The sequence below is a fragment of the Bacillus sp. UMB0728 genome, assembly GCF_002858875.1.
GTDB lineage: Bacteria > Bacillota > Bacilli > Bacillales > Cytobacillaceae > Bacillus_AB > Bacillus_AB infantis.
The window spans coordinates 751,733-776,961 of record NZ_PKLA01000003.1; the positions used below are offsets into that span (position 1 = coordinate 751,733).

Below are 25,229 nucleotides of genomic sequence, written 5' to 3' on the forward strand. Positions count from 1 at the left end.
TCATCAAATTATTTACCATCTGCCTCCGCTGCCTGTACCGTCATTTCCAGATCCATCCGGATTGACTACTTCAAATAAAGCCGAAGCTTTTGGCTTGGATTTATCCCGTTGTTCTTCGGCAACAGCTGTTACGGTCGTATAGCCGATACCTTCTGCTTCCAGATAGAAATCGTCTCCATCCTGTATAACTCTAACACTGCCATTCTTCGCATCGGCCGTGAAGACCTCAGTGATTTTCTTCTTTGTAGCCTTCTCTGGATTGAATATCAATAGTGATTCAATATTGACTTTCTTATTGATTTCCAGCTTATAGACTGCTTTTTTGAACTTAATTTCTTGAAGGGCAATATATGGATCTTTAACGATGATTTTGACCCTTTTTTCAAGCTTTGAGCCATCAGTCGTTTTGACAATTAGTTCAGTTTCACCCTTTTTATGTCCATATACAGAATTTTCTCCAACCAGGCTTGCAATTTCGGTATCAGCTATGATAATCTCCAAATCCTTATTGGTTGCATCCACTGGCAGGATTTCTATTTTGTATGCTGCTGTTTTATCTATTTCCACTTCAATTGGATCTGGTGAAACGCTGATTGATTCTATTCTTTTCTCAATTGTAAGTGATTTTGTAACTGGCTGATCAGTAGCAGAGAACCCACCAATCGCTTTAATCTTTATGGTGTTTTCCCCAGGCTCAGTCAGAAGAATATCTTCATCTGGTGAGAACTCCTTCCATTCAGTTGAGCCTTTTTCGTTTATGACCTTGTAATAATATTTAACGCCTAGGCCTGCCACCAGCTTTGTCAGTTTTACATTGACATGTTCATTTGCCTTTTCGCTGCTGTTATATAATTTACCCGTGTCTGCACCTTTCATTTCATAATCAAGGACCAGATAAATTGTAGCCTTGCTCCCATCACTGTAGAAGACTTCAATTGCTTTATTGTTATCAGTAAAACGCATATCCATGATCGGCTGATTAAGCAGCCCCTGATCATTTGGGAACCCTGTCTGCGCCAGCTTTTTCCCATTGTCGCTAAGATCGATTTTACTGATGATGCCTGCTGCATCACCATCATATGCCTGCTGCTTTGTCGTGTCCTTCAGCCTAACTTTCATATTGATGACCTGGCTGGAGGCCGCGATTGTTGTTTCGTACTCTTTTCCGAAACGACTGTCCTTATAATATAATTTAGCAGCAGGCATTTTAACATTGCTGAGTGCCCACTCACCCTTCACCTTGAAAGATGCTGTCACCTGTTCCGGATTGAAGCGTCCGTTACTGTAGCTAATCGTTTTGCCCAACGTTAAGATGACTTCATCTTTACCCTCCGATTTTTCCGCTCCAGGGGAACTTACCAGTGAGAGACCTTTAGGAAGCGGCTGAACGATCTTCAGATCGGTCAAAGAACCCTTCACCGTATTATTCACTAGGCCAAACGGATTGATCGTGTACTGCACCTCAAACTCATTCGTTTGTTCCGCTGACCCGCTAATCTTAATAAGGTTATCAGGAGTGTTGATGGTTCCGTTTAAATTCATTGTGCCCCTGAAGCCAGGAGGCGCATCCTCTTTAACCTCAATTGTAACCGGACTGTGAGGCTTTGTTATTTTACGCCCGTTTAAATCTGTATAAACCATGCTGATATTATCAAAAGTATAAATACCCAGATCTTTAAAACTTAGCGGAAGGTTTAAATCTATAGGCTGTGATGCATTCTGGTTTATTGGATAAGGGAGATTGAACTTGATGCTGGCGAAGCCGTTTTCATCAATTCTTGCTCCGGTGCCTTCAATCAAACTTACCTTACTGCTGTATTTCTTCAAATCTACCTTTATCTCCCCGCTTATTGATGGTGTATCCATATCAGCAGATATATCACGGAAAATAGATGAGATATTTTCCTGAGTGGCCTGCCGTGCAGTTACCCCGGTAGTAGAGGACAATTCTCGCAAGTAGCCCATATCAAGTTCTGTGTTGCTGCCGAATCCGATTGAAAAAAGTTTGATATCCTTCATGGCAAGTTTTTGAGCCATGCTTAATCCGTGCTTTTTTATAGCTGATTTTGTTTCATCAAGATTAATATCCTGTTTGTATGTGTGTCCGTTAGTCTTATGATAAACAGAAAACCCTTGATTATAAACCTCATAATTCATTACTACATTCCCAGTGATTTTTTTTCCTGTATCCCAGCAAACTATAAAGCAAGCTCTCTCATTATAGGTAGTTCTTTCAATGACTTTTGAAAACGTCGGCTCACCATCCGTCATAAACAATACATATTTATTATTAGTGCTATTACCAAACATGCCTAGAGCAGCGTCCAGAGATTGCGTATAGTTTGTTCCTCCAAGTGCCGATAGGCTATTTGAATTGGAGTTGATCAGGTTGAGGCTGGCCATATTATTTTCTGGAGCAAAGTTAACAACCTTCCCTGTTTCAACATCATCATCGAACGGCACAAAGCCAAACCGGTCATTTGGCCCTGCATTTTCCTTAAAAAAGTTCACAGCTGCCGTCATGGCATCTTTGGCACTCTGAAACTTTTGCGGATTCCTGCCTGAGTCATTCATCGAGCCGGATTTATCAAACACAAACACTACATCAATCGGGTCGCGGTTTGCGTTAGTGGCTTTGCCTTTTGGCGTCAGGTGGAAGTCGATGCTTCCCTCAGCATTGCTGTTCTGCGGTTTAACGATGACAGATTGCGATGCCTTTGCGCTAAAATCCACCCCCGCTTCTTCTGCTGCCAATATATCCTTTCCTGTATAGGAAAGCATAAGGATCAGCAGCTGCAGCATCAGGATGGCAGATATAGCTCTGCTATACTTCCTCATCATGTTCCCCCTTTCTCATTTTCCTCTATATAAAACTCTCAGATGTCAACTGTGTCATTTTTACTATTATTATACCAATTTACCTATAGATTCCAAAGCTTTATCTTGCGGAATTTATCATATTTTGCAGTTTGATTCTTCATAACAGGAACTGCCAGAAAACAACAAAATAAAAAAATCCCCAACAGGGGATTTTCCTATTTCACATACTCCGCCACCCGATTCCTCCCTGCTCTTTTCGCGCCTACATACAAAGCGCGGTCGGCATGGCGGATAAGGGCGAGCGGATCATCTGCATCCACTGGTGCAGAGGCGACGCCAATAGAGGCAGTGATGCTGACTGAGAGCCTGGAGCCGTCGCCGTCCATATGCTGGGTGATGGTAAAAGGCTGGGTGGCGATGGCAAGGCGGATGACTTCGGCAAGCTCAAGAGCCTCCTGCTTTTCCGCGTCAGGAAGCAGGACAACAAACTCCTCTCCGCCATATCGCGCTACAGTTCCGTATGGCTCTGTGAGCAAGGATAGCCTTTCTGCCAGTTCGATCAGGATCTCATTCCCGCTCTGGTGCCCAAAAGTATCGTTTACGCTTTTAAAGTGATCGATATCCAGGATGATGAGCGAAAGGACGCTCCGTTTTCCAGATTCCATCCTTATGAACTCTTCTCCAAGAAGCACGTCAAAATAGCGGTAATTATACAGCTTCGTCAATGCACAGCGTTCGCTGTTTTCCTTTGTTCTTTCATAGTTCCTTGCGTTTTCAATGGCGACTGCGAAGTGGGAACAAAGGATGTCCACAATCATCAGCTGATATTTTTCATAGGCCCTTTTCTTTCGGGAGGCGAGAAGGAGGACACCGACAACTTTGCTTGAGCGGGCGATGGGAACGCAGAGGACGCTTTCGACCTCCTTCGGCATATAGCCTTTGGCTGCTGTCTTCCATTCTTTTTTCGTACTGAAAAGGGCAGCTTTCCCTGTAGCCCATACAAGCCCGCTGATGCCCTCATTTCTGCGCAGCGGGAGTGCTGACGGTGTGGTCCGCTCTCCATCCTCCACCTGATAAAGAAGCTTGAGCTCAGACTCATCGACCACATCAAGGATATAAGCATAGTCTACCGGCAGCATGCCGATCAGCTTTTCGATAAAAAGCTCCATCACTTCATTCCTGTTGAGGCGCTCAGCAAGCTGATGGCCGATTTCGGCTGCTTTGTGCAGATAATCGTTCACCTTTTCGCTGGAATTATAGAGTCCCAGGATAATAGACAGGCTGGCAAAAGGTACGCCTACAAACAGGATGGATAATAGCCCCACTTCACGATAGAGGATATAGAGCATGAATCCGACCGGCAGCGTCATGATCGATGTAAGCGACTCCCATATAAAATCCTTCCCGAAAAAATTCGTTTTCTGCTTATGCAGGAAAAAAAGGATCAGGGAAAGGACAAGCTGATTCACAACATAATAGACAATCGGATACAGGATGGACAGCCATAAGGAAGGGCCGTGCTCCATCAGGTCGGCTCCCTGCTTTCCGCCAAGGGAATAATAAAAAATCCCGCTTATGAAGGAAACCACAAAGAACATAAATGAATTGAGCGGAAACCTGTAAGACTGGCTTTTCGGAAGCCGGAGCTTCAGAAGGAGAAAGATGACTGAAGCCTGTACAAGAAGCATTTCGATAAAGATGCCGAAAGTCAAAAAAACGGCAAAAGCCACCCACTGCAGCATAAACACGGGCACGTTATTGATGATGATCGGCATGGATGATACAAAAAACATAAGCAGCATAAATGCCAGGACATCGACGTTCAAAGCTGCAGGCTGCGGAGGATAGAGGGTATAGGTTAGCCAGACTCCGGCAGGCACAGTCAGCGCCCAGATGATCCATATGTATTTTATCGCTCCCTGCTTAACCATAATCCCCATCCTTCCGCCTCAAAATACCCAAATATTTACAATATAGTAGAATAGTCACAAAATAAATATTATTGTATCAAATTTCCAAAAATTTGTCACTCTAATAATGCGCTGCTCTGCCAAAGCATCAACACCTTTTTCCAATCAGTGAATTCAGAAATGGTTTTGCGGCAGAGAGGAAATAGAGCGACCCTGTAATCACCAGAACATCAGCAGACTGCAGGTTCGACAATTCTGTCCTGATGGCCTCTTCCCAGCTGGCACAGGCCGTTTTATTTCTGGATATACTAAGGCCGGCAAGCATTTCAGCATCCGCCGCCCTGGGGAAATCAAATTGGGTAAATGTAATTCTATCGGCAGCTCCATCAAGGATTCTGATCATTTTGTCCAGCTTCTTGTCTGACAATGCTGCGAAGACAACTGCTATTTTTTTGCCATCATACCTTTTGCACAGCTCATCTGCAAGAGCCATGATGCCTTCTTCATTATGGGCTCCGTCCATGAGAACGACAGGATTGTCAGAAAGGCGTTCAAGCCTGCCTGGCCAATAGGCTTCGGACAGACCTTTCCTAAGATCTTTTTCTTCTATCATAAAGGAGTAGTACTGGTTCAGGATTCCTGCGGCCGCAGCTGCAAGCGCGGCATTCCTTGTCTGATGAGATCCCAGCATGCTGATTTCAAGGTTCTTATATTCCCGGAAAATCGTGCTGACGGTAAACCTTTCACCATGGTCAGACGATTGATGATCACTGATTCCGATTTCGCTGCCAAGCCGGTACAGCTTCGCGTTCTTTTCTTTAGCTGTTTTTTTAATAACAGAAAGGGCTCCCTCTTGTGAAACAGCCGTCAAGGCAGGGACACCGCTTTTGATGATTCCAGCTTTTTCAAAAGCTATCTGTTCATAGGTGTCTCCAAGGATGGCTGTGTGGTCAAGGCCGATGCTGGTGATGATGGACAGAAGCGGATGGACGATATTGGTCGAATCAAACCTTCCTCCCAGGCCGACTTCAAACAGGGCGATATCAACCGGATTTACGTCGGCAAAATATCGGAAGGCCATTGCAGTAATAACTTCAAACTCAGTCGGTGCCCCAAGCTCCGTCTTTTCCAGCTCCTCGCTGAGCGGGTAAATATAATTAACAAGCCTGAGGATTTCTTCATCCTTCACAGGCTGGCCATTCAGGCTGATTCTTTCATTGAATTGTTCAAAATAAGGAGAGGTGAAGGTACCAGTCTTGAATCCGGCACTCACAAGGATGGAACGCAAATAGGCAACCGTTGATCCCTTCCCATTCGTTCCTCCGATATGTACACTCTTGAGCTTTCTCTCGGGATGGCCCAATTTTTCCATCATCCATTCCATCCGCTTTAGCCCTGGCTTGATTCCGAGGCGAAGGCGGGAGTGGATCCAGGATATTGCTTCTTCGTACGTTTGAAACATAAGTATCTGCCTCCATACATAGGAAACCATACGGAAAGACGAATCCTTCCTGGATCCGCCTTTTCCGTTATGGGTGGTTTACCCTTTTAGTTCATTTAAGCGAGCTTCTACAATCGCTCTCTTTTCAGTATAGTCCTTTTCTTTGGCGCGTTCTTCTTCAATGACCTTTTCAGGCGCTTTTTTAACAAAGCCTTCATTGGAGAGCTTCTTCTGTACACGCTCAACCTCTTTGTTCAGCTTATCCCACTCTTTTTTCAACCGGGCAATTTCTTCATCGATGTTGATGAGTCCCTCCAGCGGAAGGATGATCTCAGCTCCGGAAACGACTGCTGTCATTGCCTTATCAGGTGTTGCGGCAGCAGGGCTGATCTCAAGCTCTTCCGGATTGCAGAAGCGCTCAATATAAGCTTTATTGGCTGTGAGAGTAGCAAGAACATCGTCATCATTCGGCTTCAGAATCATCTTGATCTTCTTGCTCAATGGTGTATTCACTTCTGCACGGCTGTTCCGGACAGAACGGATGATTTCAACAAGCAGCTTCATATCGCCTGCTGCCTTTTTATCAGTGTATTCTTCTTTCACCTTCGGCCACTCAGCGATCGTGATTGATTCACCGCTGTGAGGAAGGTTCTGCCAGATTTCTTCTGTAATGAAAGGCATGAACGGGTGGAGAAGCCTCATGGTATTATCCAGTACATATGCAAGAATCGAACGGGTCGTTTTCTTTGCCGCTTCGTCTTCCCCATAAAGCGGAAGCTTCGCCATTTCAATATACCAGTCGCAGAAATCGTCCCAGATGAAGTTATAAAGCACACGGCCGACTTCACCGAATTCATAGCGGTCTGAAAGCCTTGTTACCGTTTCAATCGTTTCGTTCAGCCTTGTGAGGATCCATTTATCAGCTACTGATTTTTCTCCTGTTAAATCGATGTCTTCAAATTTCAGGCCAGCCATATTCATAAGGGCGAAGCGGGAGGCATTCCAAATTTTATTGGCGAAATTCCAAGTTGCTTCTACCTTTTCCATGCTGAAGCGCAAATCCTGTCCAGGCGAGCTTCCAGTTGATAGGAAGTAGCGGAGTGAATCGGCACCGTACTGGGCAATGACATCCATAGGATCTACTCCGTTGCCGAGTGATTTGCTCATTTTCCTGCCTTGCTCATCTCTTACCAGTCCGTGGATGAGTACATCCTTGAATGGGCGCTCTCCTGTAAACTCAAGGCCTTGGAAAATCATTCTGGATACCCAGAAGAAGATGATGTCATAGCCTGTTACAAGGCTTGCTGTCGGATAATAGCGCTTGAAATCAGGGTTTTCTTCATCCGGCCAGCCCATTGTAGAGAATGGCCATAGGGCGGAGCTGAACCAGGTATCAAGAACATCATTATCCTGGGTCCAATTCTCAGCATCAGCCGGAGGCTCGGAATCTACATACACCTCGCCTGTTTCCTTGTGATACCAGGCCGGGATGCGGTGGCCCCACCAGAGCTGCCTGGAGATGCACCAGTCGCGGATATTTTCCATCCAGCGGAGATATGTGTTTTCAAAGCGGTCCGGGATGAAGTTGACTTTATCTTCTTTCTGCTGCAGTGCTACCGCTTCGTCTGCCAGCGGCTGCATCTTGACGAACCATTGTGTGGACAAATATGGCTCAACCACAGCTCCGCTCCGCTCAGAATGGCCGACAGAATGCATATGCTCTTCAATTTTGAAAAGTACGCCGCTGTCCTGCAGGTCCTTCACGATCTGCTTGCGGCAGTCAAAGCGGTCGAGGCCGTTGTATTTGCCGGCATTTTCATTCATGGTTCCGTCCTCGTTCATGACAAGGATGCGCGGAAGATCGTGGCGGTTCCCGATTTCAAAATCGTTCGGGTCATGTGCAGGAGTGATTTTAACCGCACCAGATCCGAATTCCTTATCCACATAATCATCGGCAACAATCGGGATTTCACGGCCGGTAATCGGGAGGACAACATTTTTCCCTATCAGATGCTGATAGCGTTCGTCTTCAGGGTGAACCGCTACAGCTGTATCGCCAAGCATGGTCTCCGGACGGGTTGTGGCGACCTCAATGGATCCTGAACCGTCTGCAAGCGGGTAGTTCATATGATAAAAGGCGCCCTGGACATCCTGGTGAATTACTTCGATATCTGAGAGCGCAGTTTTTGTGGCTGGATCCCAGTTGATGATATATTCGCCGCGGTAAATCAGGCCTTTTTTATAAAGAGAGACAAAAACTTTATTAACCGCCTTGGAAAGCCCCTCATCCATTGTGAAGCGCTCGCGGCTGTAATCAAGTCCCAGGCCGAGCTTAGACCATTGCTGGCGGATATGGTCTGCATATTCTTCTTTCCATTTCCATGTTTCCTGGACAAATGCTTCGCGGCCGAGATCGTAGCGGGATTTTCCTTCGCTTTTCAGCTTCTGCTCGACTTTCGCCTGTGTTGCGATGCCGGCATGGTCCATGCCCGGAAGCCATAATACATCATAGCCCTGCATCCTCTTCATGCGGGTAAGGATATCCTGAAGCGTGGTATCCCAGGCATGGCCGAGGTGAAGCCTTCCTGTTACGTTCGGCGGCGGGATGACGATCGTATAAGGCTCTTTGCTTTGATCATCCTTCGCTTCAAAAAATTTGTTACCGATCCACCATTCATACCGTCCCTTTTCAATATTCTGGGGATCATACTTTGTGGGCATCGCCAATTCATTATTCTCCATTGTATTCCCTGCCTTCCTTGTATCTGTTAGTGTTGTGGGTACCTGAACAAATAAAAAACTCCATCCGTCAATAAAAGGACGAATGGAGCTGATTTCGCGGTACCACCTTTTTTCCGGGCAAGTAATGCAATCCTGCCAGGCGCTTAATCTGATAACGGTTTTCCCGTCTTTCGCTACTGTGAACACGTTCTGTTCGCGAAAGAAGCTCAAGGGCGACCTTCCAATGATTCTGCCTGGAAAACCTTTCAGCTTGGGGTTTTCCTCTCTTTAGGCAGCTTGCACTGTACTCTTCCCTGTCAATGCTTTTCTAATGATATTTATATATGATATAGTACCGAATTTCGCGGTTTATAGTCAATAAGTATCGGCAATATTTTTTAAAATCATACATCTGCCCGTACGATTCTAAAAAATAGGCACTTAACCTGGGGAAGGGACATAGAATGGTGTAAAAGAGATTAGGGGGAAAACAGATGAAAAGGAAATTCAATCCTTATACCCTGCCTCCATGGCTGAGGACCTTTAGAAGTGTTTGTGCCCAATTCATAATTCCCTTCTGTGTCTTTCAGGGAATACGGACCATTCTCATTCCTACGACCTTCGATGTTCTTTTGCTTTCAGTCTTTATCTTGCTGGCTCTGGCACTCCATCTTGAATTCATTTAGGAGCCCTCAGGACGAATTGTCCGGGGCTCCTTCCTGTTCGGCCTGGGCTTTTGCCGCTTCCTGTGCCTGCTGCTTCTGCCTTTCGATTTCGTCGATCCTCATGACGATGTACTCTGTATTCTTCAGAAGCCAGAATTGGCGCTGAAACTGCTGGACGAGCTTTCTTTCATCTGCAGAACCGCGGTTCTTATGGTAGTTTTCCGCCTCTCTCAGGACAGGGCCCGGGTGGGCAAGATAGCTCTGGAACAAGAGCATTTCATCCTGCTTGAACGGCATATATTTAAAGTAGGTATACAGCCACTCAACCGATTCATCGCTCCGCTTCGGGTAACTTCTTAAAGAGCGCGACAGAAACGGCAGGAGATCGTGGAGCGGGGAAGCCTGGCGCGATTTTTCAAAGTTGCTGAAATATCCGTAGCCTCTTTCATCATACAGAAAATGCTCTGTTGAAACTTTTCCATGGATGATGACAGTCCGCGCTTTTTCATCATCCTTCGTTTTTTCATGCCAATCCTTCAGCTTGCCTTTCGAAAATTTCAGCGCCTGGGTAATATCATGGTAATACAGGCAGAAAAGGAGCTCGAATGGCGCCATATACTGCTTTCTTTCACATTCATCAATAAATCCCTCGCAGAATTCTGTCTCCTTCTCCCAGGCGAGCAGGGTCTTTTCATAATGCTCCTGCCGCTCCTCGCTGGTGACATTGACTTCCTTCAATGACAGTGTGTGCAGCCGTGCCAGTTCCCGGAACATCTGCTGATGGCGTTCAAAACGGTTTTCTTTTTCTTCATTGGCGAGCCATGGCATTAAATAATACAGTTCACTCTCATGAAAAACAGCGTAGCGGCCGTCAGCAGCCGGATAGATCGGCACTATCCGGTTGTAGCCCTTCTGATAAAGGGACTGAACCTGCCTGATAAAATCGGTCCCATGCTTTGCTTTCAGCTTTTTCAGTGCAAAAACGCCTTTATCGGAATAGATCTTCCTGGTCCTGCCGTAGTCTTCCACAAAGTGGGGCTGGACGGCATAGTGCTTTAAAATCGGGGAAACCGCTGCTAACCTGTTGCTTCCTTCCATACGCGTATCCCACTTTCTTATTGGCGTAGTGATCCTCCGGAAATAAAAGAAACAGTTGAACAGGTACCTCCATACCTGCCCAGCCTGTTTCATACATGTCTTATTGCCTGCAGAAGGCTATTTCTGATAGGCATGCACAGGGACATACAGCACCTGGCCTTCATAAACGTCCTGGTTCAGCTCCAGGTGATTGACTCTCAGCAGCGCCGGAACAGGAACCTCATATCTTTCTGCGATAATATCGAGTGTGTCGCCATGCTGGACGATGCACACTTTCATCCTGGCAGACTGCTCTTCTTCCTTTCGGGCCAGAAACTCAGCCAGTGACAAGCTCTTGCTTTTTTTCTTATTGGCTGCTTTCTTCTTTTTTGGAGCTTGGTCAGAAGAAGATTCACTTTCCTCCTGCTGGGCCTTGAAGCCGGTCAATATTTCTGCCGGCTGCATTTCCGGCTTTTGGTTACCGGCATAAGTATCTTCTGCTGCCTTTTCACTCCTGAACGTTGCAAAGCTATGGTCAGGCACTTGTTCTGCAGGTTCAGCATGGTAGGCTGCTTCCGGGACCGGAAGCTCATGATCTTTGATGGTGTCAAAAAACGCTGCCGGCTTTTCTTCTTTTTCAGCCTCCTCCGGCTGCTTTCTCGCTTCGGCAGTAAAAGGGGCAAACAGATCGGCAGCTTCTGCGTTCTCTGTTTCATCTTCCTCTTCCGCTCCTGCCCCGGCTTTATAAATAGAATCTTTGAAACCGGCATATTCCGGGAGCTGCACCTCTTCATTGTTCTCTATTATTAACTCTGCCGGCGCTGCCGAACGGAATAAAGGCTCCAGCTCCTTTTCAGTCTCCTCTTCTGCTGCAAGCAGTGGCTCAAAATGATCCTGCTGCTGCTCCTCTACCTGAGCTTCTGCCTCAGCTTCCTCTTCTTCCGGCCTTTCATCGTGTTCCTGTGCTGCATCTTCCTCATCATACTCCGCGGCAGGATGCTGCTGTTCCCCGTAGAGCCCGGTGATGGTCAGATCTGCTGTCAGCCTCATGCAGCTTCTTTCCTGGAATTGATAGTCAAAAGAATCAATATAGACATCCAAATCATAGACGCTTCCTATCCTATTATTCGGAATGGTTATATCAACAGGAAAATGGTGAGAAAATTCACAGATCCCCCCTTCCCTCTCTTCAACGGATTGAATGAATTTCGGGCTGGCAAAAGATTCTTCCAGTTCACCTTCTTCATTTTTCCGGTACTCCCCGGCCAGCTTCAGCGATCCTTGAATCGATACATATTGTTCATGTTCCTGGATGGTTATATTCGGATCAAGCGAAATAGAAACAAGCTCAGATACTTCCTGTCCTTTTTGGAACCAGACGGATTCTTCTAAAGAAAAGCGCAGGCATGATTGATCTTCCTGGGACAAAGCGACTCCTCCTTTCAGCTCTTTCACGTATAATCACTATGTCATTATCACTCTATGAACGGCTGATAGTAATTATGATTAGATTGTGAAAAGTTATGGAGCGCAGGAGAGTAGGGGGTGAATATTAATGAGGCAATGAGGGGGGATTCGTGTATAAGGACACACACAAAAACAGGCCGGAGTTAACCGGCCTGCTTCCATCAGCCTTTCAGCTTGGAAAATGCAAGCTCGGCTGCGTTCAATGTTTTTTCAATATCTTCATCCGTATGGGCGGTTGATAAAAATAATCCCTCGAATTGCGATGGAGGCAGGAAGACTCCTTCATTCGCCATTTCACGGTAATAAGAAGCAAAATAGTCCAGGTTGGAGGTTTTCGCTTTTTCATAATTGATGACTTCTTCGTTTGTAAAGAAGAAACCGATCATTGAACCTGCACGGTTGACCGTCAGCGGGATATCATGCTTTTTCGCTGCTGCATAAAGGCCTTCTTCCAGCCTGTCAGCCTTCCGTTCGAATTCTTTGTACGATTCAGGAGTGAGCTGGCTCAGCGTTTCGTATCCGGCAGTCATGGCCAGCGGATTGCCTGAAAGTGTTCCTGCCTGATAGATCGGGCCGCTCGGGGCGATTCTCTCCATGATTTCCGCTTTGCCGCCATAGGCGCCTACAGGCAGGCCGCCGCCGATTACTTTGCCGAGGCAGGTAATGTCAGGGGTAACGCCGTAATAGCCTTGAGCGCAATGATAGCCGACACGGAAGCCTGTCATGACTTCGTCAAAAATCAGGAGCGTCCCATATTCACTCGTTATGTCCCTTAATGCTTCAAGGAATCCTGGAAGAGGAGGGACAACCCCCATATTGCCGGCAACAGGTTCTACGATGACCCCGGCAATATCTTCGCCGAATTGCTCAAAAGCATATTTTACACTTTCCATATCATTGTAAGGCACAGTAATTGTGTTCTTCGCAACGCCTTCAGGCACCCCCGGGCTGTCGGGAAGGCCGAGTGTGGCAACACCTGAGCCTGCTTTGATCAGGAGGGAATCGCCATGGCCATGGTAACAGCCTTCAAATTTAAGGATTTTGTTGCGCCCTGTATATCCGCGGGCAAGGCGCAGGGCGCTCATTGTCGCCTCTGTACCTGAAGAAACCATCCTGACGATCTCGATGGACGGCACCCGCTCAATCACAAGCTTGGCCAGCTCATTTTCGGCAATGGTCGGAGCGCCGAAGCTTGTGCCAAGTTCCGCGATTTTCTTGATCCCTTCCACTACCCTGTCATTCGTGTGCCCAAGGATTAACGGCCCCCAGGAAAGCACATAATCGATATATTCATTGCCGTCAATATCATAGATCTTCGAGCCTTTTCCCCGCTCCATGAAGATAGGATCCATATTGACCGATTTAAAGGCACGGACCGGGCTGTTGACGCCGCCTGGCATCAGCGATTTCGCTTCATTATAGGCTTCGGCCGATTTAGTATAAGAACGCATGCTTTTCCCTCTTTTCTTCTTTTTAATCATTCAAGAATAGGATGGCTTTACTGGCATTACTGCTGTTCTTTAATCCATCTTGCAGCATCTTTGGCATGGTAGGTGATGATTAAATCTGAACCGGCACGCTTCATCCCGGTCAGCATCTCCATTACAATGTTTTTCTCGTCGATCCAGCCATTTTGCGCTGCCGCTTTCACCATTGAATATTCGCCGCTCACATTATAGATGACCATTGGCAGGTTCACTGCATTTTTCACGTCTCTTACAATATCCAGATAAGGCATTCCAGGCTTTACAATCAGGAAGTCTGCACCTTCTGCAAGATCAGCTTCTGCTTCCCTGAGTGCCTCCATGCGGTTGGCAGGGTCCATCTGATAAGCTTTCCGGTCGCCAAATTGAGGCGTGCTGCCGGCTGCATCACGGAATGGGCCGTAGAATGCTGAAGAATATTTGACTGCGTAAGACATGACCGGCACATCCTGGAAGCCTGCCTCATCCAGTCCGGCCCTGATGGCTGCAACAAATCCATCCATCATATTGGAAGGGGCGATGATATCAGCGCCTGCTTTCGCCTGGCTGACTGCAGTCTGGACAAGGAGCTCAAGGGACGCGTCGTTCAGGACTTTTCCATCCTCTATCAGCCCGCAATGCCCATGGCTTGTATATTCGCACAGGCAGGTATCGGCGATGATGACCACCTCAGGAAATTTGGACTTGATCAGTCTCGTTGCCTCCTGGACAATACCGTGATCGTGATAAGCCTGCTGGCCGCATTCGTCTTTTTCGAGCGGAATTCCGAATAAGAGGACTGATTTGATCCCTAATGATACAACCTCTTCCATTTCTTCCTCAATGCGGTCAAGGGAAAGGTTATACTGGCCAGGCATAGAAGGGATTTCCCTTTTAATATTTTCTCCTTCTGCGGCGAATATCGGATAAATCAAGTCTTCAATACGAAGATGATTTTCCCTTACAAGCGCTCTCATACTGGCTGTCTGCCGTAAACGGCGGTATCTTTTGAACTGCATATCCATTTCATTTCCTCCTCTGATTTAATTCAGCTGCTATGCTTTTTGCCAAATCTTCAATCGTATATCCTGCAGGGACCACATGGACACCAAGCCCCAGTTCTTCCGCTCTTTTCTGAGTAACAGGGCCGATGCAGGCCACAAGGCAGCCTTTGATAGCTGCTTCAGCACCCGTCTTGCGGACAATCTCCATAAAATGCTCTACAGTCGACGGGCTGGTGAAGGCCAGCACATCCAACGATCCATTTTTCAGCATGACTGCGAGCTTTTCTCCGCTATCTTCAGGAAATCCGGTTTCATATATAATGATTTCCTGCGGCTCTGCCCCTGCCCTTTTAAGCTCGTCTGCAATATAGCTTCTTGCTTTATTCCCTTTGGGGATCAGCACCTTCATGCCTTTTTCGACAAAGGGAAGGAACTCATCAATAAATCCTTCTGCAGCAAATTCCTCCGGAGTAAAGCTGACAGCAAGCCCTGACTCCTCTGCGGCCCTCTCTGTTTTTGTGCCAATGGCCGCAATCTTGGGAAAAACGGCATTTCTGCCGGCAAAGGATATAAAAGTTTCAAGGGCATTTTTGCTGGTAAAAATGACCCAATCGTATGTAGGAAGCTCCCTGACAGCATGAAGGATTTCTTCTGTTACCTCTGCCGGCCTGAAAGCAAGCAGCGGTATTTCCACTGGTATGCCGCCATAGCTGCGGATCAGCTCAGAAAAAGGTCCGGCCTGATCCTTCCCCCTGGGTACAAGCACTTTTTTGCCTGCAAGGGGAAGGCTCTCCCCGGTCATTCTCCGTCAAGCTCCTTTTTTACATCATCAATAAGCTTTTTGGCGCCTTTTTCAATCAGCTTTTCCGCAGTTCTCAGGCCCACTTCTACAGGATCAGCTCCAGTCACTTTTTCTTTATAAATCGTTTTTCCGTCCGGTGAAGCTACAAGACCTGTAAGCTCAATTTCATCCTGCTCATTCAGCACAGCATATCCTGCAATCGGAACCTGGCATCCGCCCTCCATTTTATGAAGGAATGCACGCTCGGCACGGACTGTCTGGTTTGTTGTCCCGCAAGTGAACTTACTCAGCAGCTCAAGCAGCTCCTTATCGCTCTCGCGGCACTCAATGGACAATGCCCCCTGGCCAACGGCCGGCAGGCAGACTTCCGGCTCAAGGAATTCCGAAACAGTATCAGTTGTCCATCCCATTCTTGACAGACCGGCTGCAGCGAGAATGATGGCATCATACTCCTCTGTTTCAAGCTTTGCGAGCCTCGTATCAATATTGCCCCTGATCCATTTGATTTCAAGATCCGGGCGCTTTGCAAGCAGCTGTGCGCCTCTTCGCAGGCTGCTTGTGCCGACAACCGCTCCCGGCTTAAGCTGATCCAGTGTCTGATGCCCTTTTGAAATCAATGCATCACGGTGATCCTCCCTTTCAGGAATAGAGCCTATCACAAGGCCTTCCGGCAGGACAGCGGGCATATCCTTCATGCTGTGGACTGCCATGTCGATTTCTTCATCAAGCATAGCCTGCTCGATTTCTTTTACAAATAAGCCTTTTCCGCCAACCTTGGATAAGGTCACATCAAGGATCTGATCTCCTTTTGTCACGATTTCTTTCACTTCAAACTCGAAAGAATCGTCTATCTTCTTCAACTGGTCCATCACCCAGTTGGTCTGTGTTAATGCAAGCTTGCTGCGCCTAGAACCGACTATAATTTTTCTCATGACAGCCTCCTATGTATAGGGGGCAAGGCTTTTGCCAAGCCCCCTGATATAAATCATTATTATGAGCTCCAGAAGTGGAAGGATGAAAGCCTTCCAAACAGGAAAAAGTTAATAAGTACAATTAAAAAGGATGCGAGATTCCACAGGGCCAGCGATTTGCCTGAAAAGCCCCTTGCCACCCTCACATACAGGTATACGCTGTATACGCCAAGCACGATGAATGAGCCAATGACTTTCGCATCATACCAATGCATATCTGGTACCTTGATATAAGCCCATTGCGTCCCGAGGATCAGGCTTATAATCAGCATCGGTACACCGATTACATTTAATACATACGACATATGCTCAAGCTTTGACAAATCTGCAATTCTCAGGAGCCTGGATCCCCATTTTTTCCTCTTTAGCAGGTCATACTGAATAAGATACAGCAAAGAGAAGACAAATGACAGTGAAAAGGCGCCATATGAAAGGATTGCGACTGTTATGTGGATCAGGAGCAATTCCGAGACGAGCTGCTGGGCCATGACTTCAGATTCGTACTGAACGGGTGCAAAGGTGTGGATGGCCATGATGACAAAGCCGAGCACATTAGTGAAAAAGACGATAAAATCCACTCTCAGAAGGCGGTTGATTCCGAGCGAAAGAGTGATAAGCACCCAGGCATAAAAATATAGCCCTTCAAATATAGTCAGCACCGGAAAACGCCCTGTATTTTTCATGTACAAAAACAGAAAAACAGTCTGCAGAATCCACACAAATGCAAGTAACCAGAAGGCAACCCTGTTGGCCTTCCGGTTATTGTGAAGAAAGTCGATGAAGTATAAAAGCACGCATAAAGCATACAGAACGACTGTTAACTCATGCAGCCTTGTCATATAGATGTCAAACATTGCCCAGAACCCCGCTTATGACTGAAAAGAAGGCACGGCCGGCTTCACTGCTGCCCGCATTGGTTCTGCTGCCTTCACTTCATCATCATGTTCTGCAACAAGGTCTTCTATATTGAAGATTTTCACAAATAAATCCAGCGCTTTATCGGCATCAGCCTGTGCAGCCATTTCCTTGGCCTGCAGGATTGGGTCTTTCAGCATCTGGTTGATGATGCTCTTCGTGTGTTTGTTCAGCACTTTTTTGTCGCGCTCACTGAGATGAGGCAGTTTTCTTTCAATGCTGTTCATGGTTTCGGACTGGATGGCCAAAGCTTTCTCACGCAGGGCGGAAATGACCGGAACAACCCCAAGGAGGTTGAGCCACTGCTTGAATTCCACAATCTCGCCTTCAATCAGCATTATGATAGCTGCTGCCGCTTTTTTGCGTTCCTGGAGATTGGCTTCTACAATGCCTTCCAGATCGTCAATATCATAAAGGAATACGCTGTCCAGCTCAGAAAGCTTTGGATCAAGATCGCGTGGCACGGCAATATCCACCATAAAGAGCGGTTTGCCTTTGCGCATCTTCTCTACATGGACCATCATCTCTTTCGTAATGACGAATTCCTTTGCACCTGTAGAGCTGATCAGGATATCAGCTTCCATTAAAGCGCACTGCAGCTCCTGGAGGGTCTTGGCTTCACCGTGGAAGCGGCTCGCCAGATCCTGGGCCTTTTCAAATGTGCGGTTGATGACAGTCACCTTGCTTGCCCCATTGGCATGCAGGTTCTGAATGGCCAGCTCTCCCATTTTCCCTGCTCCAAGGACAAGGACATGCTTCCGGTCAAGAGATCCGAATATCTTTTTAGCCAGCTCGACGGCAGCATAACTGACCGAAACCGCATTTGCGCCAATTTCAGTTTCAGAATGGGCCTTCTTCGCCAATGTGACAGCCTGCTTGAAAAGCTGATTAAATACAGTGCCTGTCGCCTGCTTTTCCTGTGAAGCCAGGAAGCTAGTACGCACTTGTCCAAGAATCTGTGTTTCGCCAAGAACCATGGAGTCCAAACCGCAGGCAACTTTAAACAGATGCTCTACAGCACCGTCCTGTTCGTAAACAAACAGATACGGAGAGAATTCTTCATGGGCCATATCAAACCACTCAGACAAAAATTCTTTTATATAATAGCGGCCGGTGTGAAGCTGATCGACCACTGCGTAAATTTCAGTGCGGTTGCAAGTAGAGAGGATAACATTTTCCAGGATGCTCTTTTTGCTGTTCAATGCCGTCATGGCATCCCCCAGAGAGTCCGGATTGAATGTCAAACGCTCGCGGATTTCGACAGGGGCAGTTTTATAATTAAGACCTGCTACAATAATATGCATAAAGTGTTTGCACCCCCAGCTAAGTACGTAATTCAATACTATAATTATAACATTTTTTTCGTGTAAAATTGTGAACAGATAATGAACTCATATGGTAATATAAATGATTGAAAGGTGCTCTTGCTGCATGGCTCAAAAGAAGCCTGCAGGAGCAGAAAGCCTTGGCCCAAATTACATATATCGACAAAAAGGCTTACTTATGTACAGTACCAAAAATAAAGCCGGGATTCAAGTGAACCTTACTGGAAGTGGTGTAAAAATGAAAAACCAGCGGATTTTCCCAGGAATCATCCTTATAGGCTTCGGTGCCTATTTCCTGATGCAGCGCTCAAACGTACAATTATTCCAGGATTTCTATTCCTGGCCGACACTATTATTGATCGTCGGTATTGCTTTTCTATTCCAGGGATACGGAGCCAAAGAATATGAAGCGATCCTTCCCGGCGTCATCCTGGCAGGGTTTGGATTGCACTTCCATATTGTAAGCCGGCTCGAAGTGTGGCCTGACCATATCGGCACCTTCATCCTGATCATCGCCCTCGGGTTCCTGCTCAGAGCCCAAAAGACGGGGGCAGGCTTTGTCCAGGGGCTGCTTTTCCTGTCCATCAGCATCCTGCTTCTATTCAATGACAAAGCAGAAAACATTTTAGGACCATTAGGGCCGGGCCTATCATCCATCTTAAGATTCTGGCCGGCTGCACTTGTGCTGGTAGGCCTGTACCTGCTGTTATCAAAGAAAAAGTAGGCTTATACTGCCTATCATTCCACACTTGCACAAAGATAAAACACCCGGACGGGTGTTTTATCTTCCTTTATTCAAAAATCTCCACTGCCTTACAGCACAGAATCCAGGAAGCTTTTTGTCCGCTCTTCCTTCGGGCTCAAAAACAGCTGCTCCGGATGGCCTACCTCGACAATCCTTCCTTCATGCATATATACCGCAAAATCGGCGACTTCTCTCGCAAAGCCCATTTCATGGGTCACGACAATCATGGTCATCCCTTCCTTCGCAAGGTCCTTCATGGTGGCAAGCACTTCACCGACCAGCTCGGGGTCAAGCGCAGAGGTCGGTTCGTCAAACAGCATGATATCAGGCTTCATGGCCAATGCCCTTGCAATGGCCACCCTTTGCTTCTGCCCCCCTGACAGCTTGGCGGGATATACGTCCTCTTTATCTGATAACCCCACTTTTTTCAGGAGCTCTTTTGCCTCTTTCCTGGCCTGCTCCTTTGGCACTTTTTTTACATACACCGGGGCCTCCATTACATTCTCAAGGACAGTCCGATGGGGGAACAGGTAGAAATGCTGAAACACCATCCCCACTTTTGACCGGATCCTGTTCAGGTCATGCGTTTCTTTCTCAACCTTCTCCCCTTCAATGACAATGTTTCCGCTGTCCTTCATTTCAAGGAAGTTGAGGCATCGCAGCAGCGTGCTTTTTCCTGACCCGCTTGCCCCGATCAAACAGACTACATCGCTTTCTTTCACTGTCATATCTATATCCTTCAATACATGAAGGTCCCCAAACGACTTGTTCAGCTTCTCCACTTTTATCATCACTGCTTCATTCATCTGCCATTGCCTCCTCTTTAATCACTAATTGCCATCCGCTTTTCAATAATGCTGACCAGGAATGAGAATACGAGCACCAGTATGAGGTAATAGACTGCCACGATTAAAAGATAGCTCATATAGTCATACTCATTTGATCCATATGTGGTCGCCACATTGAAAAGCTCGTACATGCCAATGAATGAGGCAAGGGATGAATCCTTCAGCGCTATAATGAATTGATTGCCAAGAGGCGGCAGGGCCCTTCGAACTGCCTGCGGAAGAATGATGCGCCTCATAGCAAGCCCGGCTGACATGCCGAGCGACCTGCCCGCTTCCATCTGCCCTTTTTCAATGGACTGAATCGAGCCCCTGAAAATCTCCGCTATATAAGCGCCGTTATGGAAGGCGAGCCCAAGGACAACGGCCAGAAACTGCGAGATATTCAGAGATGTCAGCCCAAAGTAGAAGATAAATATCTGGACAACCAAAGGCGTTCCCCTTACAAGGAATATATATATATCTGCAATCCATTCAAGAACTTTTATTCGCGAGATTTTTAAAAAGGCAAAAAACAGCCCGATGAAGATGGCTATAAAAACAGAAACAATCGTCAATTCAAAGGTAAGAAGCATGCCCCGTAAAAATACGGGATATGTTTCTATAAACTTTCCTGCAAGTTCCATAGGCTTTTCCTCTCTTTAATTGTAATATGAAGCATTTCTTTTATGTACATAAAGAGGCGAATGCAAGTTGCAGTACATTCGCCTTCTTCCCCTTATTCCTTTTCAGGGTCTTTTGTGATGTCCTCACCGATGTACTTCTTGCTGATTTCTGTCAAAGTTCCATCTTCATGAAGCTTTTCAAGCGCTTCATTGATTTGATCAAGCAGCTCTTCATTGTCCTTCGCTACGGCAATTGCCTGTTCACTGCGCCCAAGCAGCTCCTTGCCTTCGATTTCCATCCCGGAACCGATAGCCTCTTTGCCTGTGATGAAGTCAGTGATGACGGCATCATGCTTCCCCCTGCTCAATGCTTCGAGGGCGGTTACATCACTGTCGTAAAAAATGATGTTGTCTGTCACCTCTTCAGCAGAGTCTGCATAGGTTGAACCTTTGGATACAGCAATCTCCAGATCCTTCAGATCATCAAGGCTTTTCGCCGAACTGTCAGGACGGACAAAAATCTGCGGTCCTGAATAATAATAAGGAATGGAAAAATTCACTGCCTTCAGCCTGTCTTCATTGATGGTGTGGCTCGCTACCGCGGCATCAAAACGCCCTGATTTGACGCCTTCAACAATTCCGCCAAACTTAAATTTCTTCTGAACCGGTTCAAGGCCCAGCTCCTTGGCCACTGCTTCTCCGACTTCAATATCAAAGCCGGTCATGGTCCCATCCGCTTCTGTCACGCTGAAAGGCTTGAATTCACCTGAAGCAGCATATGTAAACTTACCTTCGTCTGCAAGCTCCATCCCCCCGGAGGATGCCTCTTTTTTCCCGCATGCTCCGAGAACAGCGGCACAGCATAAAATTACAACAGCTATGATCCATTTTTTCAATTGTTTTCCCCCTCAATGTTTTCTGAATTTCATTTCAAGCTTATTACCCTTATTACCATAACATTACACTTACTTTTGCCACAAAATTCAAATTTAGCTGTATTTTCAGTCATTAACCCCCATACTGGCCTGACAGCGGCTCAGCTGTACAATGCTATTAAATGGGGGCATATACTGCCCTCTTCTCCCATTTCCTCCCGAACGGCCGCCATACAGCAGCAAAAGAGCTGTTTTTGCAAAAAAAAAAACGCCAAATCGGCGTTTTTTAGCTCTGCATATATTTCTTGAGAATCCCCCAGGCCTCATCCTTGCCTTCACCGGTCTCGGATGAGAACAAAACAATATCGTCCCCAGGTTCAAGCTCCAGAGTCTCTTTCGTGATTTTGAAATGCTTCTGCCTTTTTGTTTTAGGAATTTTATCAGCCTTTGTGGCTATGATGATGCATCGGATTCCATGGTGCTTCAGGAAATCGTACATCATGATATCATCCTTGGTAGGAGGATGGCGCAAGTCGACGATCAGGACAGCTGCCTTCAGCTGCTCCCTGGAGGTAAAATAGGTTTCAATCATCCTACCCCATGCTTCGCGCTCCTTTTTGGAAACTTTGGCATAGCCATATCCCGGGACATCGACAAAATGCATCATTTCATTGATCAGATAGAAATTCAGTGTCTGGGTTTTGCCTGGCTTCGAGGATGTCCTCGCCAGGTTCTTACGGTTAAGCATTTTGTTAATAAATGAGGATTTGCCGACATTGGATCTCCCTGCCAGGGCAAACTCGGGCAGGGACTCCTCAGGATATTGTGCCGGTTTGACCGCACTTATAACGATTTCAGCACTATTTACTTTCATTGCTGTGCACTCCATTCAGGGCGTGCTTGAGAACTTCGTCAACATGTGATACGAGAACAAAATCCAATTCGTCGCGGACACTCTCTGGAATATCATCAATATCTTTTTCATTATCTTTAGGAAGGATAATTTTAGTCAATCCCGCTCTATGGGCACTTAAAGTTTTTTCTTTCACTCCGCCGATCGGCAAGACCCGGCCGCGGAGCGTTATTTCTCCTGTCATCCCCACTTCTTTGCGTATCGGATTCCCCGACAGCGCTGAAACAAGGGCTGTAGTGATGGTAATCCCTGCAGATGGGCCGTCTTTTGGAACGGCACCTTCAGGCACATGGATGTGGATATCGTACTTTTCATAAAAATCTGCCTCGATGCCCAGCTCTTTCGCTTTTGAACGGACATAGCTGAATGCAGTCTGTGCAGATTCTTTCATGACATCCCCAAGCTTGCCTGTCAGGACCAATTTGCCTTTGCCTGGAGATAAAGATACTTCGATCTGCAGCGTGTCTCCGCCAACTGTTGTATAAGCAAGGCCGGTCGCAACCCCGATCTGGTCCTCGACCTCTGCCTGGCCATATCTGAACTTTGGCTTGCCAAGGAAGTCTTCTATATTCTTTTCAGAAATGATGACCTTCTTTTTCTCGCCTGAAACAATAATCTTTGCAGTCTTACGGCAGATGGAAGCCAGCTGGCGCTCAAGCCCGCGGACGCCTGCTTCTCTTGTATAATAGCGGACGATTTTCTGGATTCCGTCCTCCCTGATCTGCAGCTGGGATTTAGAAAGCCCGTGCTCGCTGATCTGCTTAGGCAGGAGATGGTCCTTTGCTATATGAATATTTTCAAGCTCCGTATAGCCCGCAATCGTGATAATTTCCATCCGATCGCGGAGAGGGCCCGGTATGGTTGCCAGATTATTCGCTGTTGCAATGAACATAACCTTCGACAGGTCATATGTTTCTTCAATATAATGATCGCTGAAATTGTGGTTCTGCTCAGGATCCAGAACTTCCAGCATGGCTGATGAAGGGTCTCCCCTGAAATCATTGGACATTTTATCAATTTCATCAAGCAGGAACACCGGATTGATGGTCTCTGCCTTTTTCATGCCCTGGATAATCCGGCCCGGCATGGCGCCGACATAGGTCCTTCTATGTCCGCGGATTTCAGATTCGTCCCGCACCCCTCCAAGGGAAACGCGGACAAAGTTGCGGTTCAGCGACGCAGCAATAGACTTGGCAAGGCTCGTCTTACCGACTCCCGGAGGCCCGGCCAGGCAAAGGATGGGACCTTTCAGCGAATTGGTGAGCTTTTGCACAGCCAAATATTCCAGCACCCGCTCCTTGACCTTTTCAAGGCCGTAATGATCCCTATTCAGGATACGCTCTGCATTATGAATGTTCAGGTCATCAACAGTTGCCTCAGTCCATGGCAGAGAAACAAGCCAGTCGATATAGTTGCGGATTACCGCGCTTTCAGCAGAGCTGGAAGGCACCTTTTCATAACGATCAAGCTCTTTTAATGCAGCAAGCTTGACATGATCAGGCATCCCGGATTGTTCGATTCTATCATTGAGCTCGGCGATTTCGCCTGTTTTGCCTTCCTTATCGCCCAATTCCTTCTGAATCGCCTTCATCTGCTCACGGAGATAATACTCCTTCTGCGTTCTTTCCATGCTTTTTTTGACGCGCTGCCCAATCTTCTTCTCAAGATTCAGGACCTCTTTTTCATTGTGGATAATCTCTATGACCTGATTCAGCCTTTTTTTGACATCGATCATTTCTAGAATATCCTGCTTTTCCTTCAGCTTCAGCGGCAGATGGGAAGCGACGATATCTGCCATGCGCCCCGGTTCCTCAATATCGGATACTGAGGAATAGGTTTCTGCAGAAATCTTCTTGGATACTTTTATGTACTGTTCAAAGTACTCAAGCATCGTCCTCATCAGCGCCTGGTCTTCGGCATCCTTGTCTTCTCTGTCATCATAAGTCTCAACACTGACTGTATAATGATCTCCCTCATCGGTGAGCTCGGTAATTTCTGCCCTCTTCAATCCTTCCACCAGCACACGGATTGTGCCGTTTGGAAGCTTCAGCATTTGTTTTACACGGGTAAGAGTACCCATTTTGTATAAGTCATCTTCCGCCGGCTCATCTATTGAAATATCCTTTTGAGTCGTCAAAAAAATAAGATGGTCATCTACCATTGCTTTTTCAAGCGCCTGCACGGATCTTTCCCGTCCAACGTCCAGATGCAGGACCATTGTAGGGTAGACGAGCAAGCCCCGAAGCGGCAGGAGGGGGACGATGATGTCTTTCTTATTCGCCATAGTTTGCACCTCCAAATGCAAATCAAATATATTATCTGCCTCATCCTTATTCTTTGCACTAAGCCCGCAAAAAATGAGAAAGAGAAACCAAACAATCATTCCAAACCCGCATCATATCACAGGTCAAGCCTTTGTACAATTCTAACTTATTTATTTGTGGGTGTCTATTAAATGAAATGCGGAGCCGGCTTGTTCAGAGCCGACAAGCATAAGACGAGCAGGACGGAAGGTTGTTCTTTAACCTTCTGGCCTGATCGGCTTATGACTCGAGGGGCTAGCGCCCGCAGCTGGACAACACGAAATGCGGAAGCGGCTTGCCCAGGGACGACAAGCGTAAGACAGACTGGATGAAAGGTTTGCTCTTCAACCTTTTAGCCAGGC

Annotated in this window: 19 protein-coding genes and 1 other annotated feature; of the genes, 2 read left to right on the forward strand and 17 right to left on the reverse strand. The window is 46.8% G+C overall.

The genetic code is table 11. The features are described from left to right. Positions 1-12: 12 nt before the first annotated feature. The 4 genes from CYJ37_RS14865 to CYJ37_RS14880 form a co-directional block, all read right to left on the reverse strand. Complete coding sequence (locus CYJ37_RS14865; protein ID WP_101550452.1) at positions 13-2,841, reverse strand: vWA domain-containing protein; 2,829 nt, start codon at positions 2,839-2,841, stop codon at positions 13-15. Between the two features lie 194 nt (positions 2,842-3,035). Further along, positions 3,036-4,760, reverse strand: coding sequence for a sensor domain-containing diguanylate cyclase (locus tag CYJ37_RS14870; RefSeq protein WP_009796071.1), 1,725 nt, complete (start codon positions 4,758-4,760; stop codon positions 3,036-3,038). A gap of 118 nt (positions 4,761-4,878) precedes the next feature. After that, the gene (locus tag CYJ37_RS14875) at positions 4,879-6,192 is read right to left on the reverse strand and encodes a bifunctional folylpolyglutamate synthase/dihydrofolate synthase (RefSeq protein ID WP_101550454.1); all 1,314 of its coding nucleotides are present in this window, start codon (positions 6,190-6,192) and stop codon (positions 4,879-4,881) included. A gap of 78 nt (positions 6,193-6,270) precedes the next feature. Next, positions 6,271-8,913: a valine--tRNA ligase gene (locus tag CYJ37_RS14880; protein ID WP_009796069.1), complete on the reverse strand. Its 2,643-nt coding sequence runs from the start codon at positions 8,911-8,913 to the stop codon at positions 6,271-6,273. 71 nt (positions 8,914-8,984) lie between these two features. Continuing rightward, positions 8,985-9,222: a binding site (T-box leader), on the reverse strand. A 164-nt stretch (positions 9,223-9,386) separates the two neighbouring features. On the opposite strand from CYJ37_RS14880, the gene CYJ37_RS14885 reads away from it, so the two are divergent. Further along, positions 9,387-9,578, forward strand: a complete 192-nt coding sequence (locus CYJ37_RS14885) for a hypothetical protein (RefSeq protein ID WP_009796068.1) — start codon at positions 9,387-9,389, stop codon at positions 9,576-9,578. 6 nt (positions 9,579-9,584) lie between these two features. Here the strand turns inward: CYJ37_RS14885 and ysxE are convergent, their stop codons facing one another. The 8 genes from ysxE to hemA all read right to left on the reverse strand — a co-directional run bounded on the left by ysxE (position 9,585) and on the right by hemA (position 18,560). Next, the gene (gene ysxE, locus CYJ37_RS14890; protein ID WP_009796067.1) at positions 9,585-10,655 is read right to left on the reverse strand and encodes a spore coat protein YsxE; all 1,071 of its coding nucleotides are present in this window, start codon (positions 10,653-10,655) and stop codon (positions 9,585-9,587) included. A gap of 117 nt (positions 10,656-10,772) precedes the next feature. Then, entirely contained in the window at positions 10,773-12,062 is a 1,290-nt protein-coding gene (gene spoVID, locus CYJ37_RS14895; RefSeq protein ID WP_022544241.1) for a stage VI sporulation protein D, read from the reverse strand. Between the two features lie 200 nt (positions 12,063-12,262). Further along, complete coding sequence (hemL, locus tag CYJ37_RS14900; RefSeq protein ID WP_009796065.1) at positions 12,263-13,552, reverse strand: glutamate-1-semialdehyde 2,1-aminomutase; 1,290 nt, start codon at positions 13,550-13,552, stop codon at positions 12,263-12,265. 56 nt (positions 13,553-13,608) lie between these two features. Beyond that, a complete protein-coding gene (gene hemB, locus CYJ37_RS14905; RefSeq protein ID WP_009796064.1) occupies positions 13,609-14,589 on the reverse strand; it encodes a porphobilinogen synthase in 981 nt (326 codons plus the stop codon). A 1-nt stretch (position 14,590) separates the two neighbouring features. Next, complete coding sequence (locus tag CYJ37_RS14910) at positions 14,591-15,370, reverse strand: uroporphyrinogen-III synthase (RefSeq protein ID WP_009796063.1); 780 nt, start codon at positions 15,368-15,370, stop codon at positions 14,591-14,593. Then, on the reverse strand, positions 15,367-16,302 hold the full coding sequence (gene hemC / locus CYJ37_RS14915) for a hydroxymethylbilane synthase (protein ID WP_101550456.1): 936 nt from the start codon (positions 16,300-16,302) through the stop codon (positions 15,367-15,369). The genes CYJ37_RS14910 and hemC overlap by 4 nt, the downstream gene beginning before the upstream one ends. Before the next feature lie 59 nt (positions 16,303-16,361). Further along, positions 16,362-17,195 (reverse strand): cytochrome c biogenesis protein, encoded by an 834-nt coding sequence (locus CYJ37_RS14920; protein WP_009796061.1) that lies wholly within the window; start codon positions 17,193-17,195, stop codon positions 16,362-16,364. A gap of 15 nt (positions 17,196-17,210) precedes the next feature. Further along, the gene (hemA, locus tag CYJ37_RS14925; RefSeq protein WP_101550458.1) at positions 17,211-18,560 is read right to left on the reverse strand and encodes a glutamyl-tRNA reductase; all 1,350 of its coding nucleotides are present in this window, start codon (positions 18,558-18,560) and stop codon (positions 17,211-17,213) included. 259 nt (positions 18,561-18,819) lie between these two features. Here hemA and CYJ37_RS14930 point away from each other — a divergent pair, with 259 nt between their 5' ends. Further along, positions 18,820-19,305, forward strand: coding sequence for a LiaI-LiaF-like domain-containing protein (locus CYJ37_RS14930; protein ID WP_101550605.1), 486 nt, complete (start codon positions 18,820-18,822; stop codon positions 19,303-19,305). 89 nt (positions 19,306-19,394) lie between these two features. Here the strand turns inward: CYJ37_RS14930 and CYJ37_RS14935 are convergent, their stop codons facing one another. The 5 genes from CYJ37_RS14935 to lon form a co-directional block, all read right to left on the reverse strand. Then, entirely contained in the window at positions 19,395-20,132 is a 738-nt protein-coding gene (locus tag CYJ37_RS14935; RefSeq protein WP_101550460.1) for an amino acid ABC transporter ATP-binding protein, read from the reverse strand. Between the two features lie 17 nt (positions 20,133-20,149). Continuing rightward, the gene (locus CYJ37_RS14940) at positions 20,150-20,797 is read right to left on the reverse strand and encodes an amino acid ABC transporter permease (RefSeq protein ID WP_009796057.1); all 648 of its coding nucleotides are present in this window, start codon (positions 20,795-20,797) and stop codon (positions 20,150-20,152) included. Positions 20,798-20,889: 92 nt separating this feature from the next. Further along, entirely contained in the window at positions 20,890-21,672 is a 783-nt protein-coding gene (locus tag CYJ37_RS14945) for a transporter substrate-binding domain-containing protein (RefSeq protein WP_009796056.1), read from the reverse strand. 265 nt (positions 21,673-21,937) lie between these two features. Beyond that, on the reverse strand, positions 21,938-22,525 hold the full coding sequence (yihA, locus tag CYJ37_RS14950) for a ribosome biogenesis GTP-binding protein YihA/YsxC (protein WP_009796054.1): 588 nt from the start codon (positions 22,523-22,525) through the stop codon (positions 21,938-21,940). Continuing rightward, positions 22,512-24,848 carry an endopeptidase La gene (gene lon, locus CYJ37_RS14955; protein WP_101550462.1) on the reverse strand — a complete coding sequence of 779 codons (2,337 nt, stop codon included), beginning with the start codon at positions 24,846-24,848 and terminating at the stop codon, positions 22,512-22,514. Before lon ends, yihA begins: the two co-directional genes overlap by 14 nt. Positions 24,849-25,229 lie beyond the last annotated feature (381 nt).

Coding starts and splice junctions, on each gene's coding strand:
- CYJ37_RS14865 (WP_101550452.1), bottom strand. CDS start 2,841: ATGATGAGGAAGTATAGCAGAGCTATATCTGCCATCCTGATGCTGCAG.
- CYJ37_RS14870 (WP_009796071.1), bottom strand. CDS start 4,760: ATGGGGATTATGGTTAAGCAGGGAGCGATAAAATACATATGGATCATC.
- CYJ37_RS14875 (WP_101550454.1), bottom strand. CDS start 6,192: ATGTTTCAAACGTACGAAGAAGCAATATCCTGGATCCACTCCCGCCTT.
- CYJ37_RS14880 (WP_009796069.1), bottom strand. CDS start 8,913: ATGGAGAATAATGAATTGGCGATGCCCACAAAGTATGATCCCCAGAAT.
- CYJ37_RS14885 (WP_009796068.1), top strand. CDS start 9,387: ATGAAAAGGAAATTCAATCCTTATACCCTGCCTCCATGGCTGAGGACC.
- ysxE (WP_009796067.1), bottom strand. CDS start 10,655: ATGGAAGGAAGCAACAGGTTAGCAGCGGTTTCCCCGATTTTAAAGCAC.
- hemL (WP_009796065.1), bottom strand. CDS start 13,552: ATGCGTTCTTATACTAAATCGGCCGAAGCCTATAATGAAGCGAAATCG.
- hemB (WP_009796064.1), bottom strand. CDS start 14,589: ATGGATATGCAGTTCAAAAGATACCGCCGTTTACGGCAGACAGCCAGT.
- CYJ37_RS14910 (WP_009796063.1), bottom strand. CDS start 15,370: ATGACCGGGGAGAGCCTTCCCCTTGCAGGCAAAAAAGTGCTTGTACCC.
- hemC (WP_101550456.1), bottom strand. CDS start 16,302: ATGAGAAAAATTATAGTCGGTTCTAGGCGCAGCAAGCTTGCATTAACA.
- CYJ37_RS14920 (WP_009796061.1), bottom strand. CDS start 17,195: ATGTTTGACATCTATATGACAAGGCTGCATGAGTTAACAGTCGTTCTG.
- hemA (WP_101550458.1), bottom strand. CDS start 18,560: ATGCATATTATTGTAGCAGGTCTTAATTATAAAACTGCCCCTGTCGAA.
- CYJ37_RS14930 (WP_101550605.1), top strand. CDS start 18,820: ATGAAAAACCAGCGGATTTTCCCAGGAATCATCCTTATAGGCTTCGGT.
- CYJ37_RS14935 (WP_101550460.1), bottom strand. CDS start 20,132: ATGAATGAAGCAGTGATGATAAAAGTGGAGAAGCTGAACAAGTCGTTT.
- CYJ37_RS14940 (WP_009796057.1), bottom strand. CDS start 20,797: ATGGAACTTGCAGGAAAGTTTATAGAAACATATCCCGTATTTTTACGG.
- yihA (WP_009796054.1), bottom strand. CDS start 22,525: ATGAAAGTAAATAGTGCTGAAATCGTTATAAGTGCGGTCAAACCGGCA.
- lon (WP_101550462.1), bottom strand. CDS start 24,848: ATGGCGAATAAGAAAGACATCATCGTCCCCCTCCTGCCGCTTCGGGGC.